The 13917-nt window shown below is 72.7% G+C and carries 15 protein-coding genes; 2 read left to right on the top strand and 13 right to left on the bottom strand.

Going from position 1 to position 13917, the window contains the following annotated elements:
• Positions 1-136: 136 nt before the first annotated feature.
• The 9 genes from OIB37_RS20790 to OIB37_RS20750 form a co-directional block, all read right to left on the bottom strand.
• On the bottom strand, positions 137-670 hold the full coding sequence (locus OIB37_RS20790; RefSeq protein ID WP_330459110.1) for an amino-acid N-acetyltransferase: 534 nt from the start codon (positions 668-670) through the stop codon (positions 137-139).
• Positions 671-679: 9 nt separating this feature from the next.
• Complete coding sequence (locus tag OIB37_RS20785) at positions 680-1075, bottom strand: BlaI/MecI/CopY family transcriptional regulator (RefSeq protein WP_443058182.1); 396 nt, start codon at positions 1073-1075, stop codon at positions 680-682.
• 177 nt (positions 1076-1252) lie between these two features.
• Positions 1253-1423, bottom strand: coding sequence for a hypothetical protein (locus OIB37_RS20780; protein WP_330459108.1), 171 nt, complete (start codon positions 1421-1423; stop codon positions 1253-1255).
• Positions 1424-1481: 58 nt separating this feature from the next.
• Entirely contained in the window at positions 1482-2144 is a 663-nt protein-coding gene (locus OIB37_RS20775) for a hypothetical protein (RefSeq protein WP_330461913.1), read from the bottom strand.
• A gap of 378 nt (positions 2145-2522) precedes the next feature.
• Positions 2523-3320 (bottom strand): type III pantothenate kinase, encoded by a 798-nt coding sequence (locus tag OIB37_RS20770; RefSeq protein ID WP_330459107.1) that lies wholly within the window; start codon positions 3318-3320, stop codon positions 2523-2525.
• Positions 3321-3326: 6 nt separating this feature from the next.
• Complete coding sequence (gene nadC, locus OIB37_RS20765) at positions 3327-4304, bottom strand: carboxylating nicotinate-nucleotide diphosphorylase (RefSeq protein WP_330459106.1); 978 nt, start codon at positions 4302-4304, stop codon at positions 3327-3329.
• Positions 4301-6067, bottom strand: coding sequence for an L-aspartate oxidase (locus tag OIB37_RS20760; RefSeq protein WP_330459105.1), 1767 nt, complete (start codon positions 6065-6067; stop codon positions 4301-4303). Before OIB37_RS20760 ends, nadC begins: the two co-directional genes overlap by 4 nt.
• The gene (gene panC, locus OIB37_RS20755) at positions 6064-7086 is read right to left on the bottom strand and encodes a pantoate--beta-alanine ligase (RefSeq protein ID WP_330459104.1); all 1023 of its coding nucleotides are present in this window, start codon (positions 7084-7086) and stop codon (positions 6064-6066) included. Before panC ends, OIB37_RS20760 begins: the two co-directional genes overlap by 4 nt.
• The gene (locus tag OIB37_RS20750) at positions 7083-8030 is read right to left on the bottom strand and encodes a Rossmann-like and DUF2520 domain-containing protein (RefSeq protein ID WP_330459103.1); all 948 of its coding nucleotides are present in this window, start codon (positions 8028-8030) and stop codon (positions 7083-7085) included. Before OIB37_RS20750 ends, panC begins: the two co-directional genes overlap by 4 nt.
• A gap of 197 nt (positions 8031-8227) precedes the next feature.
• On the opposite strand from OIB37_RS20750, the gene OIB37_RS20745 reads away from it, so the two are divergent.
• Positions 8228-9487 carry a threonine aldolase family protein gene (locus tag OIB37_RS20745; RefSeq protein ID WP_443058181.1) on the top strand — a complete coding sequence of 420 codons (1260 nt, stop codon included), beginning with the start codon at positions 8228-8230 and terminating at the stop codon, positions 9485-9487.
• An 11-nt stretch (positions 9488-9498) separates the two neighbouring features.
• Here OIB37_RS20745 and OIB37_RS20740 read toward each other — a convergent pair whose 3' ends face one another.
• Positions 9499-9705, bottom strand: coding sequence for a hypothetical protein (locus OIB37_RS20740; RefSeq protein WP_330459101.1), 207 nt, complete (start codon positions 9703-9705; stop codon positions 9499-9501).
• A 162-nt stretch (positions 9706-9867) separates the two neighbouring features.
• Here OIB37_RS20740 and OIB37_RS20735 point away from each other — a divergent pair, with 162 nt between their 5' ends.
• Positions 9868-10971: a DUF5937 family protein gene (locus tag OIB37_RS20735; RefSeq protein ID WP_330459100.1), complete on the top strand. Its 1104-nt coding sequence runs from the start codon at positions 9868-9870 to the stop codon at positions 10969-10971.
• 37 nt (positions 10972-11008) lie between these two features.
• On the opposite strand, the gene OIB37_RS20730 is transcribed toward OIB37_RS20735, so the two are convergent.
• The 3 genes from OIB37_RS20730 to OIB37_RS20720 all read right to left on the bottom strand — a co-directional run bounded on the left by OIB37_RS20730 (position 11009) and on the right by OIB37_RS20720 (position 13668).
• The gene (locus tag OIB37_RS20730) at positions 11009-11641 is read right to left on the bottom strand and encodes an AAA family ATPase (protein WP_330459099.1); all 633 of its coding nucleotides are present in this window, start codon (positions 11639-11641) and stop codon (positions 11009-11011) included.
• A gap of 31 nt (positions 11642-11672) precedes the next feature.
• Positions 11673-12344: a response regulator transcription factor gene (locus OIB37_RS20725; RefSeq protein ID WP_330459098.1), complete on the bottom strand. Its 672-nt coding sequence runs from the start codon at positions 12342-12344 to the stop codon at positions 11673-11675.
• 118 nt (positions 12345-12462) lie between these two features.
• A complete protein-coding gene (locus tag OIB37_RS20720; protein WP_330459097.1) occupies positions 12463-13668 on the bottom strand; it encodes a sensor histidine kinase in 1206 nt (401 codons plus the stop codon).
• Between the last annotated feature and the right edge of the window lie 249 nt (positions 13669-13917).

The following is a 13917-nucleotide window of genomic DNA, read 5'->3' as shown; positions in this document are numbered from 1 at the left end:
GTTATATGCAGTACTGCAGTACGTCGGAAAGCAAACCGCTTTTGCCGGAAAAACACAAACCCCTGGGAGAGACTCAGGAGCCGACACCGTCCGGAAACATGCGCGTTTCGGACATAGGGAACCGGGGCATTGGCGATCACAGATGCAGAAGCATCCGACTGTTGCCCAAGGTGTTCGGTTTCACTCGTTCGAGACCGAGGAACTCCGCGACGCCCTCGTCATAGGAACGCAAGAGCTCCGCGTACACATCGGTGTCGACCGGTGTCTCACCGATCTCCACGAAGCCGTGCTTCGCGAAGAAGTCGACTTCGAAGGTCAGGCAGAAAACCCGGCGGACGCCGAGCCAGCGCGCGGTGTGCAGCAACTTCTCCAGCAGTCGGTGCCCGACGCCGGCGCCCCTGAGGCCGGTCTTCACCGCGAGAGTGCGGACTTCCGCGAGGTCTTCCCACATGACGTGCAGGGCACCGCAGCCGACCACCTCGGCGTTGTCGTCGCGTTCCGCGACCCAGAACTCCTGGATGTCCTCGTAAAGCGTGACCGTGGCTTTGTCGAGCAGGATGCGTTCGCGCGTGTAGTCGTCGAGGAGCCGGCGCACGGCAGGGACATCGCTGGTCCGGGCCCGCCGGACGGTGATGGCTTTTGCGGTCGCTTCGGAGCGCTCTGCTGACATGGGCGGACGCTATCGCCCGCCGCTGTCCCCCGCCGAGCCGGGGTTCTCCTCTTGCGGGGGTTCCGGCGCTTCCCGCGTTTCCGGTCCCTGGACGATGCGTACGGCGTCCCTCAGGGACTGGCGCTGTTCGTCGCTCATCATCCCGAAGAAGGCGACGAGAGCGGCGGCCGGGTTGTCGCTCTGCGACCAGGCCTCGTTCATCAGGGCGGCGGCGTACGCGGCCCGGGTCGAGACGGCCTCATATCGATAGGCGCGCCCTTCGGCCTCGCGCCGTACCCAGCCCTTCTGATGAAGATTGTCCAGAACGGTCATCACGGTGGTGTACGCGATGGAGCGTTCCTGCTGGAGGTCTTCCAGGACTTCCCGAACCGTCACGGGCCGGTTCCACTTCCATACCCGCGTCATGACGGCGTCTTCGAGTTCTCCCAATGGGCGAGGCACAACTCAGAACAATACTGGGAGATACCCCCGATGGCGTGCCTGACGTGCACTTTGGCCGCTAAAGCGAACAAAAAGGGCGTACGACTCGGGGTGGCACCAGAGGTGCGGCGAGTCGTACGCCGTGACGGCGGGCCGGGAGGGTCAGGCGTCGCCCGCGGAGGCCGCGCTGTCGGTGCGCGCGAGGGCGGCGTCGACGGCCGCGTCCTCCTTGGCCTTGGCGGCCCCGCCCTGGGTCTTCACGATCACCCTGACCACACCGATGAAGAACACGGCCATGACGACCGGGGGCACGAGCGCGGAGACGTAGTCCATGGCTCCAGAGTAGCCACGCGGGAGGGGGCGAAAGGGGCGGGGTGGGCGAACCGGCGTTTCAGCCGGCGGCGAGCTGCCGGTCCGGCGCCGGGTCCGCCGACGACGCCGGCGGCTTGCGGCGCGGGAAGACCTCGCCCGGGGTCGGGATGGGCCGCTTCGGGGCCTCCGGATCGGCGTCCGGGCGCCCTCCGGGGGTGCCCGAGGGGGTCCGGCCGGGCTTCTGGACGGGCTTCTGAGCGGGTTTCTCCGTGCCCTCGGCACCGGTGGCCCGGGCCTCGCCCGCGCCCCCCGGGAGGGCCAGCAGGCGGGTCCGGGAGGCCGGGACGGCGGGGGCCGGGACGGTACGCGCGCCGTGGGCGAAGCGGGCCCGCACGTCCCGCTCGGTCAGCGACCGGCAGCGGTCCAGCAGGGCCGCGGCCGCGGGGTTCCCGCGCAGCGCGCGGAGTGCGGCGAGGTCGTCCGGCGTCGGCCGGTGACCGGCGCCCAGCGCCTCCTCCAGAAGGGCGAGGTACCCGGCGGCGGTGCCCGGCAGGGCGGCGCGGTACCGGCCGAGGTCGGCGATCAGGAAGGCGCGCAGCCTGGCCGCCTCACGCAGCGCCTCGTCGAGCGAGTCGGCGAGGCGGAAGCAGTCCTGGACGTCTTCGGCGCGGACTTGGCCGGGGTGAAGGGCGAGGGCGAGGGCGCGGCGGAGCACGCGCAGCTCCTCCGCGCCGAACGCCATGCCGCCGCGGGATCCGTATGGCGTGGGCATGCGGCGACGCTACCGCTAATCGGACAAAAGTGACAGATCGGCGCGTTGTGTCGGCGCGTGTCGTCGCCGAGGTTCGCCCGACCGGGGTCGTCCACCACCGGGCTCACCCTCGCACGGGTGAACGCGGGAGGCGGGTGGGCGCGACAGGAAAGCGAGTGCGGTGCGGGGAAGGGCGGGTGCGGGCGGGAAGGCGGGCGGAACGCGGGGAAAGCGCGTACCGCGACCGTCACCCGTGCGAAAGCGCGCGTGACGCTGTGAAAGCGCGGGTGAAAAGAGCCCGGGACGTGAAAGAGAAATCCGGCGCTCACGAGGGGCGCCGGATTTCCTTCGCGTGCGGGACACGTTCCGCTACATACGGGACACGTTCCGCTCGTACACCAGCCGCAGGCCGATCAGGGTCAGCCAGGGCTGGTGCTCGTCGATCACCGAGGCCTCGCCCAGCACCATCGGCGCGAGCCCGCCCGTGGCGATCACCGTGACGTCGTCCGGGTCGTCGGCCAGCTCCCTGGCCATCCGGCTCACCACTCCGTCGACCTGCCCGGCGAACCCGTACACGATGCCCGCCTGCATGGCCTCCACCGTGTTCTTGCCGATCACGCTGCGCGGCCTGGCCACCTCGATCTTGCGCAGCTGGGCGCCCTTGACGCCGAGCGCCTCCACGGAGATCTCGATGCCGGGCGCGATGACCCCGCCGACGTACTCCCCGCGCGCGGAGACCGCGTCGAACGTCGTGGCCGTACCGAAGTCGACGACGATCGCCGGGCCGCCGTACAGCTCGACGGCCGCGACCGTGTTGATGATCCGGTCGGCGCCGACCTCCTTGGGGTTGTCGGTGAGGATCGGCACGCCCGTCTTCACCCCCGGCTCGACCAGCATCGCGGGCACGTCGCCGTAGTAGCGCCGGGTGACCTCGCGCAGCTCGTGCAGCACCGACGGCACGGTCGCGCAGATGGCGATGCCGTCGATGCCGTCGCCCAGCTCGTCGCCGAGCAGCGGGTGCATGCCCATCAGGCCCTGCAGCAGCACCGCCAGCTCGTCCGCCGTGCGGCGCGCGTCCGTGGAGATGCGCCAGTGCTCGACGATGTCCTCGCCGTCGAACAGGCCGAGAACGGTGTGCGTGTTGCCGACGTCGATCGTGAGCAGCATGGGCCTTTACTCCGCCTCGCGCAGGTCCAGGCCGATGTCCAGGATCGGCGAGGAGTGGGTGAGGGCGCCGACGGCCAGGAAGTCCACGCCGGTCTCGGCGTAGGCGCGGGCGTTGTCCAGCGTGAGCCGGCCGGAGGCCTCCAGCTCGGCCCGTCCGCCCACGATGCCGACAGCCTCCTCGCACTCGCCGGGCGTGAAGTTGTCCAGCAGGATCAGGTCGGCGCCCGCGTCGACCGCCTCGCGCAGCTGGTGCAGGGTGTCGACCTCGACCTCGACCGCAAGCTCCGGGAAGGCCTCCCGTACGGCCTTGAAGGCCTGCGCGACACCGCCGGCGGCGACCACGTGGTTGTCCTTGACCAGGGCGGCGTCGGACAGCGACATGCGGTGGTTGACGCCGCCGCCGCAGCGCACGGCGTACTTCTCCAGCGACCTGAGACCCGGGGTGGTCTTGCGGGTGTCGCGCACCCGGGACCGGCTCCCCTCCAGGGCGTCCGCCCACGCGCGCGTGGCGGTCGCGATGCCGGACAGGCGGCACAGGATGTTCAGCGCGCTGCGCTCGGCGGTGAGCAGGTCACGGGTGCGCGTGGTGACCGACAGCAGCTTCTGCCCGGCCTCCACGCGGTCGCCGTCCTCGACGTGCCGCTCGACCTCGAACTCGTCCGTGCAGACCACGGAGAGCACGGCCTCGGCGACCCGCAGACCCGCGACCACACCGGCCTCGCGCGCGGTGAAGTCGCCGGTGGCGACGGCGTCCTCGGGGATGGTCGCGACGGTCGTCACGTCCAGGCCGCCGGCCAGGTCCTCCTGGACGGAGACGTTGGCGATGTCCTCGACCTCGATGGGGTCGAGGCCCGCTTCGGCCAGCAGTTCGACGAGCGCGGGGTCGAGCCCGCACTCCAGGTACTCCTCGTCGCCTTCGGCTCCGCAGGCGCAGCCGTCACCGCAGCCGCCGGTGGGGACGAGGGGAAGGTCGTCGGTGCTCACTGTTCACTGCTCCTGGGGACGGGGCTGATGGGGGTGCCTCCCTGACCGGCCGGTGCCGGGGGCACGGGGAGGGTCGCGGGGAAGTCCGCGGTGTCCGTGGTGCGTACGGCCGGCGACCGGTCCGGTTCGAGCCGTACGACGATATGACGCCGCCAGTGGGTGTCGTCGCGCTCGGCGCGGTCCTCGCGCCAGTGACAGCCGCGGGTCTCCTCGCGCAGCCGGGCCGCGGCGACCAGGACGCGGGCCACGCACAGGAGGTTGGTGGCCTCCCAGGTGTCGACGCCGGGCTCGGCGGTCTTGCCGTTGTCCTCCAGCGCCTCACGGGCCTCGTCGTGCAGGCTCCGCAGCCGCTCGGCGGCCCCGTTCAGGGAGTCCGCCGAGCGCAGCACGCCCGCGCCCCTGGTCATGATCCGCTGGATGGCGAAGCGGGCCTCGGCGCCGAGCAGCGGGTGCTCGGGCGTCTCGGGGTGCGGGACCGGCTGGGGCACGCGCGCGTGCAGGCCGTTCCCGGCGTGCACCGCGATGATGTCGGCGGCGATGCGCTCGGCGTAGACCAGACCTTCGAGCAGGGAGTTGGAGGCCAGCCGGTTGGCTCCGTGCACACCGGTGCAGGCGACCTCGCCGCACGCGTACAGGCCGGGGACGGTCGTACGCCCCCGCGCGTCGGTGCGGACGCCGCCGGAGGCGTAGTGGGCGGCCGGGGCGACCGGGATCGGCTCGGTGACCGGGTCGATGCCGTGGGCGCGGCAGGCGGCCAGGATGGTCGGGAAGCGGTGCTCCCACATGTCGGCGCCGAAGTGCCGGGCGTCGAGGTACATGTGCTCGGCGCCCTGCTCCTGCATGCGCCGCGTGATGCCCTTGGCGACGATGTCCCGGGGCGCCAGCTCGGCCAGTTCGTGCTGGCCCACCATGAAGCGCACGCCGTCGGCGTCGACCAGGTGGGCGCCCTCGCCGCGTACCGCCTCGGAGACCAGCGGCTGCTGGCCCTCCGCGTCCGTGCCGAGGAACAGCACGGTCGGGTGGAACTGCACGAACTCCAGGTCGCTCAGCTCCGCGCCCGCGCGCAGCGCCAGCGCCACGCCGTCGCCCGTGGAGACGGACGGGTTGGTGGTCGCGGAGTACACCTGGCCCATGCCGCCGGTGGCGAGGACGACCGCGGGGGCGTGCACGGCGCCCACGCCGTCGTGCTGGCCCTCGCCCATCACGTGCAGGGTGACGCCGGCCGTACGGCCGTCGGCGTCGGTCAGCAGGTCCAGCACGAGCGCGTTCTCGATGGTGCGCAGCCCGCGCGCGCGTACGGCCTCCACGAGCGCCCGGGAGATCTCCGCACCGGTCGCGTCGCCGCCCGCGTGGGCGATCCGGCGCCGGTGGTGGCCGCCCTCGCGGGTGAGCTGGATGCCGCCGTCGTCGTCGGTGTCGAAGTGGGCGCCGGTGGAGATCAGCCGCCGTAGGGCGTCCGGTCCCTCGGTGACGAGGATGCGCACGGCCTCCTCGTCGCACAGTCCCGCGCCCGCCACCAGGGTGTCCGTGAGGTGCTGTTCGGGGGTGTCGCCCTCGCCGATGGCGGCGGCGATGCCGCCCTGGGCCCAGCGGGTGGAGCCGTCGTCGAGGCGGGCCTTGGTGACGACGACCGTCCTCAGGCCGGCCGCCTCGCAGCGCAGGGCGGCGGTCAGACCGGCCACTCCCGAGCCGACGACGACCACGTCGGCGGAGAGGGCCCAGCCGGGGGCGGGCGCGTGCAGTCGTATGCCGGTGCCGGTCATGAGGCGGCTCCGAGTGATCCGAAGGTGAGGGGGATGTTGTCGATCAGCCGGGTCGCGCCGACCCGGGCGGCGACGACGAGGACGGCCTCACCGTCGAAGGCGTCGCCGATCTCGGTGAAGTCGGACGGGTCGACCAGGGCGAGGTAGTCCAGGCGCAGCGGCGGGTCGATGCGGGCGGCCTCGTCCAGGACCTGACGGGCGGCCGCGCGGACGGTCGCCGGGCCGCCGGGCACTGCCGTGGCCACGGCGTGCGCGTCGGCCGCCGCGCGGGACTCCCCTATGGCGCTCAGCGCCTCGGCACGCGCGTGCGTGGAGGGCACTTCACGGGCCCGCGCGCGCAGCGCCTCCTGCGCGGCGTGCCGGTCGCGGCCGGCGAACAGGGCGCGGGACAGGGCGAGGGCGGTGTGGCGCTCCTCGGGCGAGAGGTAGCGGTTGCGGCTGGACAGGGCCAGTCCGTCCTCCTCGCGCACGGTCGGCACGCCGACGATCTCGACCCCGAAGTTCAGGTCGCGCGCCATGCGCCGGATCAGCGCCAGCTGCTGGGCGTCCTTCTGCCCGAACAGGGCCACGTCGGGCCGGGTGAGGTGCAGCAGTTTGGCGACGACGGTGAGCATCCCGTCGAAGTGGCCGGGGCGCGAGGTCCCTTCCAGGCGCTCGCCCATGGGGCCCGCGGAGAGGCGCACCTGGGGTTCGCCGCCGGGGTAGACCTCGTCCGCCGAAGGGGCGAACACCACGTCCGCGCCCGCCTGCTCGGCGGTCTTCAGGTCGGCGTCCAGGGTGCGCGGGTAGCGGTCGAGGTCCTCGCCGGCGCCGAACTGGAGCGGGTTGACGAAGACGGTGACGATCACGAAGCCCTGGTCGCCGACGCGCTCGCGCGCCGCCCTGATCAGGGCCGCGTGGCCCTCGTGCAGGGCGCCCATGGTCATGACGACGGCGGTGCGCCCCGGCACCGCGCTGTGGTCGTACACGTACTTCAGGTCCTCGACCGTGGGTGCGAGTTCGAAGGGGCGGCGGCTCATCGGTCTTCCTCGTTGTCGGTCGGGTTCGGGCCCGTCGGGTTCGTGCCCCTGGCGAGTACCCCCAGCAGGTCCTCGGCCAGTTCCGGCTTGAGCAGGCCGCCCGCGAGCGCGCGGTCGGCCGTCGCGCGGGCCATCGCCAGGTAGCCCTCGACGGTCCCCGGGGCGTGCTTGCGCAGCTCGGTGATGTGCGCGGAGACCGTGCCGGCGTCTCCGCGCGCGACGGGCCCGGTGAGCGCCGCGTCGCCGGAGCGCAGGGCGTTGTCCAGGGCGGCGCCGAGCAGCGGGCCGAGCATGCGGTCGGGGGCGTCGACACCGGCCGCGCGCAGCAGCTCCATGGACTGGGCGACCAGGGTGATCAGGTGGTTGGAGCCGAGGGCGAGGGCCGCGTGGTACAGCGGGCGGTTCTCCTCGCTGATCCACTCCGGCTCGCCGCCCATCTCGACGACCAGGGCCTCGGCGGCCAGCCGCAGCTGCTCGGGCGCGGTCACGCCGAAGGAACAGCCGGCCAGGCGCTGGACGTCCACGGGGGTGCCGGTGAAGGTCATCGCAGGGTGCAGCGCGAGCGGCAGCGCGCCGGCGCGCAGGGCGGGGTCGAGCACCGCGGTGCCGTAGCGGCCGGAGGTGTGCACCAGCAGCTGGCCCGGCCGTACCGCGCCGGTCTCGGCTAGACCGGCGACCAGGCCGGGCAGGGTGTCGTCGGGCACGGTCAGCAGGACCAGGTCGGCGCGCTGGAGGACCTCGGCGGGCGTCACCAGCGGGACGCCGGGGAGCATCGCCTCCGCGCGCCTGCGGGAGGCGTCGGAGACTCCGGACACGGCCACCGGGTGGTGTCCGGCGAGCTGGAGGGACGCGGCCAGGGCGGGGCCCACGCGTCCGGCGCCGACGACGCCCACGGTGAGCCGCGCGGGGCGGTCCTTGATGTCTGACTGGTGGACTGTACTCACGCGACGGAGGCCTTCCCGTTCCAGTCCGCTCTGGGTACCGGACGATTTCTCGTCATGTTAACGCTATCGGGTGGGGAGGCAGCCGGTTGTCCACAGGCTGTGGGTTTCGCCACGGGGCGGACGGATGCTTGACACAGCCGTTCGCGGCACGGAAATTCCGGTGCCCGCGTGGACGTCGGCACGGCATGATCGCGCGCATGAGCGATACGGCTGAACGGGACATCAGCGCCGATACGGCTGAGCGGGAAGACGGCGGCGCCGCCGAGCGGGACGTGAGCGACACGACCGAGCCCCTGGGCGGGCAGGACGAGGAGCAGTCGGTGCTGGAGCGGCGCGCGGCCGCCCACCGCGCCGCTCGGCGTGTCCTGTCCCGCGCGGGCGCGCGGGACACGATCCGCGAACGGCTCGCCTGGCTCCAGGAGGCGGGGCCCGAGGTGTACGACCTGGACGAGCGCGCGGACATCTACGGCAACCGGATCGTGGCCGCCCTGGAGGAACGGGTCGCCGCGCTGCTGGGCACGGAGTCCGCAGCGTTCTTCCCGACCGGCACGATGGCCCAGCAGGTGGCCCTGCGCTGCTGGGCCGCCCGCACCGGCGACCCCACGGTGGCCCTGCACCCGCTCTCCCACCCCGAGGTGCACGAACGGCACGCCTTCAGCCAGGTCAGCGGCCTGCGGCCGGTCCATGTGACGAGCGAGCCCCGGCTGCCCACGGCCGAGGAGATACGCGAGTTCCCCGAGCCCTTCGGGGCGCTCATGCTGGAACTGCCCCTCAGGGACGCCGGTTTCGTGCTGCCGACGTGGGAGGAGCTGACGGAGGCCGTCGAGGCGGCCCGGGAGCGCGACGCGGTGGTGCACTTCGACGGCGCGCGCCTGTGGGAGAGCATCACCCACTTCGGCCGCCCCCTGGACGAGATCGCGGGTCTGGCCGACAGCGTCTACGTGTCGTTCTACAAGTCCCTCGACGGCTTCGGCGGCGCCGCCCTGGCCGGCCCCGCGAGCCTGATCGACGAGGCCAAGACCTGGCGGCACCGGTACGGCGGCATGGTCTTCCAGCAGTTCCCGACCGCGCTGTCGGCGCTCGTCGGCCTCGACCGGGAGTTGCCGCGCCTGCCCGACTACGTGCGGCACGCGCGCGTGGTCGCCGCCGCGCTGCGCGAGGGGTTCGCCGCGGCCGGGCTGCCGTGGGCGCGGGTGCACCCCGAGGTGCCGCACACCTACGAGTTCCAGGTCTGGCTGCCGTACGACGTCGACGTGGTGGCCGAGGCGGCGTTGCGCCAGGGCGAGGAGACCGGCACGCTGCTGTTCGCCAACGGCTGGCAGTCCGGCGGCCCGGGCCTGGCCTGGACCGAGGTCACGGTCCGCGCGGCGGGCCTGGAGTGGACGGCGGACGACGTACGCGACGCGGTCGCCGCCTTCGCCGAACGTCTGCGGGACGAGGCGCGGCCCCGTTCGTGAGCGGCGCGCGGCTACAGCACGCGGGGTCGCAGCCAGCGGTCCAGCGCGTGCCGGAGCCGCCCCCGGGCCGGGCGTCCGGCGACGACCGCGCGAAAGCGGCGGTGGTCGCGCAGTTCACGCACCAGGTCGAGATCGTGGCGGCCCGGCGCGGGCGGCTCGGGCTCGCCGTGCAGACGGGCGCGGTAGGTGTCGAGGAGGTGCTGCTGCGTGATGCTCATGGTGAATCGCTCCCTCGGGACGTGAACTGATCGCTGACCGATCGGGCTCCGCGGCGCCCCGGTGATCTTCAGATTGCTCCTGACCGGGGTGGATGTCCCGTGGATTGACAGCTGGCGTCAATCGGCGCGGGCACTGTCGGTGGCCGGGTGCACCATGGGGACATGAGCGTGATCATCGACGTCACCGGGCTGCCGCTGGAGCGGGTCTCCGTCGTGCCCTCTCCGCTGGCGGAGCTGGGGATGGCCCTGCACGCGCTCAGCGAGCCCGGCCATCACCCGGAGCTGCAGGGCTGGGCGACCGCCGTCTCCTCCCGGCTGGACCCGTGCCTGGCCGACCGGCTGTGCGAGGCGGACTTCCTGTGGCGTACGACGTTCTCCGATGTCTTCGCCCCGTTCGCCGGCATCCCCGGCCGGCGCGCGCTTCCGGGCGGCACGCTCGCCGAGGAGCTGGACCTGCTGGACACCCTGACGGACAGCCAGTTCGTCTTCGCGGCACTGGAGTTCACCTGCCAGAACCGCTACCACCTCCAGGAGGACGGCCCCCTGGAGGACCCCGACCTGCGCCGCCGCGCCCTGGAGCTGGCCGCGGCGCGGGGCACCGTACAGGAGCGGTTCACCCGTCGGCTGCTGGAGGACCCGGCGTCCGTCCGCACCTGGTTCCGGCAGCTGATGCTCGACTGCGACGAGGCGTTCTTCGCCGACCTGTGGGCGCGGATCCAGCCCCAGCTCGCCGCGGACGCCCGGCACAAGACCGAGCTGCTGCGCCGCAAGGGCCTCGCCGAGGCCCTCTCCTCGCTCTCCGGTGCCGTGTCGCTGGACGAGGAGACCGGCCTCGTCACGGTCGACAAGCTCCTGAACGGTCGCACGGCCACCGGCGACGGCGGCCTGGTCCTGGTGCCGACCAGTGTCGGCTGGCCGCACGTGATGGTCCTGCACCGGTACGGCTGGCAGGCCTCGATCACCTACCCCGCCCAGGCCTCACGGCCGCAAGCGCCGACCGTCGAGCAGCTCACCCGCCGCCTGGAGGCGCTCGCCCATCCGGCACGGCTGCGACTGTGCCGCCACCTGGCGCGCGGGCCGCACAGCACGAGCGAACTGGCCGACGCGCACGGCCTGTCGGCCCCGGAGATATCCCGGCACCTGTCGGTGCTGAAGAAGGCGGGCCTGATCACCAGCAGCCGGCGCGGCCGCTACGTCCAGCACCAGCTGGACCTGTCGGCGGTGGCGCGACTGGGCAGCGACTTCATCGAGGGCGTCCTGCGCTGACTTTGCGGACACGACCTATCCCGGCCGCCCTCCGGCCTCAGTCGAACCGGATGTGCCGCAGCCCCACCCGCACCTGCCTCAGCCGCGTCCGCAGCGCGCCCTCGTTGTTGGGCCGCAGCGTCAGCCCGGCCAGGACGGCGATGCGGTCCGCGGTCTTCGGCACGGTGGACCGGTCGGTCCACAGATGCTCGGCGAACTCCGGTTCACGCAACCGCTCCAGGCAGTGGTCGAGCCGCCGTACCGCCCAGCTCTCCCGGGCCGGAGCGGCACTCTTTCCGGCGCTGCGCCGGAGCAGACGCCCGAGGCCGCGCTCGCGCAGCCGCCGCAGCACCGTCTCCCGCTCGGCGAGGAGCGTGAAGTGCCGTACGTCGTGACCGAGTTCGCCCAGCCTGCCCACGGTGTCGGCGAAGTGGGCGGAGTCGGTGACCGTCATGGGGGCGATCACCACGCCCTCGTGCCGGGTCAGGGCGAGGTCGAGGACCTCGACGACGCCCTGCCGCCAGGACGCCAGGTCCTGGAAGTCTCCGCGCAGTTCGGGCGGCAGCATGCGATGGAGACCGAAACCTGGATGCTCGGGGTCGCAGATCACGCTGCCCGGCAGCCGTCGCTGGATCTCGTGTGCGGTCTGTGTCTTGCCGCCCCCGAAGGGGCCGTTGATCCACAGGAGCATGCGCGCACCCTACCGACGGCCGCGCGGCGCGTCAGCCGTGTCCGCCGGCCCGCACCAGACCGGTCTCGTACGCCAGGACCACCACCTGCACCCGGTCCCGCAGGCCGAGCTTGGTCAGGATGCGGCCCACGTGGGTCTTCACGGTCGCCTCGGACAGGACCAGGCGGGCGGCGATCTCGCCGTTCGACAGGCCCTGCGCGACCAGCACCATGACCTCGCGCTCGCGGTCGGTGAGCCGTTCCAGTTCCTTGTACTGGGGCTCCTTGCCGGCGGCGGGCAGCATCGGCGCGAACCGGTCCAGCAGGCGCCGGGTGGTGGAGGGGGCCACGACCGCGTCGCCGCTGTGCACGGCTCGGATCGCGGTCAGCAGCTCGCCGGGCGGCACGTCCTTGAGCATGAAGCCGGAGGCGCCCGCCTTCAGCCCGGAGAAGGCGTACTCGTCCAGGTCGAAGGTGGTCAGGATGAGGACCTTCGGCGGTTCGGGCTCCGCGCAGATCCGCCGGGTGGCCTCGACGCCGTCCAGCTTCGGCATGCGGACGTCCATCAGGACGACGTCGACGGAGGTGTCCCGCAGTACCTGGAGGGCCTCGACGCCGTCGCCCGCCTCCGCGACGACCTCCATGTCCGGCTGGGCGGCGAGCACCATCCGGAACCCGGTGCGCAGCAGCACCTGGTCGTCGACGAGCATCACGCGGATCGCCATCGGGTCCTCTTCCGTTTCCGTGTCTTCGGTCGCCGTCGGCGGCTTCGGTTGCCTTCGGCAGGGCGTTACAGCTGGCAGCGGGGGTGTTACAGGTGTCAACCGGGGGCGTGCGGCGGCGTCAGTGCGCTGGTTTGAGCGGCAGGAGCGCGCTGATGCGGAATCCTCCGCCCGGGCGCGGACCCGCGTCCAGGGTGCCGCCGACCATGCCGACCCGCTCGCGCATGCCGATCAGGCCGTGCCCCCGGCCGTCGGCGCCGCCCTCCTCGTACAGCTCGTGCGGGGCGCCCGTGCCGTCGTCCTCGACCAGCAGGCCGAGCCCGTCGTCGAAGTACACCAGCCGCACGCTGGCGCCCGCGTTCGGGCCGCCGTGCTTGCGCGTGTTGGTGAGCGCCTCCTGCACGATGCGGTACGCGGTCAGCTCGACCCCGCTGGGCAGCGGGCGCGGAGTGCCCTCGACCTTGAAGTCGACCGGCAGGCCGGAGGTGCGGCACTGCTCGATGAGGTCGTCGATCTGCTCGACGTCGGGCTGGGGGACGTACTCCCCGCTCTCCTGGTGCTCGCCGGTGCGCAGCACGCCCAGCAGGCGGCGCATCTCGGCGAGCGCCTGGCGGCCGGTGGAGGAGATCGTCTCCAGGGCCTTCTTCGCCTGGTCGGGGGCGGCGTCGAGGACGTAGGCGGCGCCGTCGGCCTGGACCACCATGACCGAAACGTTGTGCGCGACGACGTCGTGCAGCTCGCGCGCGATCCGGGCGCGCTCGGCGGCGACGGCGACCTTGGCCTGTGCCTCGCGCTCCTTCTCCAGGCGGGCGGCGCGTTCCTCCAGCTCGGCGAAGTAGGCGCGCCGGGTGCGCATGGAGTCGCCGAGGACCCAGGCGAGCGCGAACGGCACGGTCTGGAACACGGCGATCGCGACCTGGCCGAGGCCGCTGGTGTGTTCGGCCGGCCAGCGCAGCTGCGCCAGCGTCGCCGCGACCAGGCTGACGGCGAGCGACAGCCGGGAGGCCCAGCGGGCGCCGACCGCGGCGACCGTGTACATGATCACCAATATCGCGAAGTCGGCGACGATCGGCTCGACGTCCACGATCAGCTGGGCCAGTCCGGTCGTGAGCGCCAGCAGCAGCATCGGCTCCGGGAAGCGGCGGCGCAGGGCGACGACCAGGCACAGGACGGCGGAGACGGTCCAGGCCGCGGCGAAGGAGCCGTGGTGGTGCGGGGTGCCGTCCACGTTCACGACGCTCACGCCGGAGAGCCCGAGCAGGACGACGGCCCAGGAGCAGTCGACCCACGTCGGGTGGCGGCGGAGGAAGTCATAGACGCGCTGCACGTAACCCAGGGTAGGGAAACCGGATGTGTGCAGGGGTCAACCGGAGGACCGATCCGTGTCTCGCCCGCGTACTCCGCAAGGTGGAGGCCGTGATCACCTGTGTGCCTAGTCTGTCCCAGTGACGGATGAGACGGCGAGGGACACGGGGACGGGGAACACCGGCGCGGCACGGGAGACCGGCACGGCGCGGGAGACCAGGACGGTGGGGCAGGGCGGGACGGCGGGGCAGGGCGGGACGGCGGAGACGCG

Source organism: Streptomyces sp. NBC_00820 (assembly GCF_036347055.1).
Taxonomy (GTDB): Bacteria; Actinomycetota; Actinomycetes; order Streptomycetales; family Streptomycetaceae; genus Streptomyces.
Note: the sequence above shows the minus strand (reverse complement) of the source record. Positions and strands in the feature narration are given on the sequence as shown.

Excerpts from the sequence above, each read along its gene's own strand:
- OIB37_RS20790 (WP_330459110.1), bottom strand. The coding sequence starts at position 670 with ATGTCAGCAGAGCGCTCCGAAGCGACCGCAAAAGCCATCACCGTCCGG.
- OIB37_RS20785 (WP_443058182.1), bottom strand. The coding sequence starts at position 1,075 with ATGACGCGGGTATGGAAGTGGAACCGGCCCGTGACGGTTCGGGAAGTC.
- OIB37_RS20780 (WP_330459108.1), bottom strand. The coding sequence starts at position 1,423 with ATGGACTACGTCTCCGCGCTCGTGCCCCCGGTCGTCATGGCCGTGTTC.
- OIB37_RS20775 (WP_330461913.1), bottom strand. The coding sequence starts at position 2,144 with ATGGCGTTCGGCGCGGAGGAGCTGCGCGTGCTCCGCCGCGCCCTCGCC.
- OIB37_RS20770 (WP_330459107.1), bottom strand. The coding sequence starts at position 3,320 with ATGCTGCTCACGATCGACGTCGGCAACACGCACACCGTTCTCGGCCTG.
- OIB37_RS20760 (WP_330459105.1), bottom strand. The coding sequence starts at position 6,067 with ATGACCGGCACCGGCATACGACTGCACGCGCCCGCCCCCGGCTGGGCC.
- panC (WP_330459104.1), bottom strand. The coding sequence starts at position 7,086 with ATGAGCCGCCGCCCCTTCGAACTCGCACCCACGGTCGAGGACCTGAAG.
- OIB37_RS20745 (WP_443058181.1), top strand. The coding sequence starts at position 8,228 with ATGAGCGATACGGCTGAACGGGACATCAGCGCCGATACGGCTGAGCGG.
- OIB37_RS20740 (WP_330459101.1), bottom strand. The coding sequence starts at position 9,705 with ATGAGCATCACGCAGCAGCACCTCCTCGACACCTACCGCGCCCGTCTG.
- OIB37_RS20735 (WP_330459100.1), top strand. The coding sequence starts at position 9,868 with ATGAGCGTGATCATCGACGTCACCGGGCTGCCGCTGGAGCGGGTCTCC.
- OIB37_RS20730 (WP_330459099.1), bottom strand. The coding sequence starts at position 11,641 with ATGCTCCTGTGGATCAACGGCCCCTTCGGGGGCGGCAAGACACAGACC.
- OIB37_RS20725 (WP_330459098.1), bottom strand. The coding sequence starts at position 12,344 with ATGGCGATCCGCGTGATGCTCGTCGACGACCAGGTGCTGCTGCGCACC.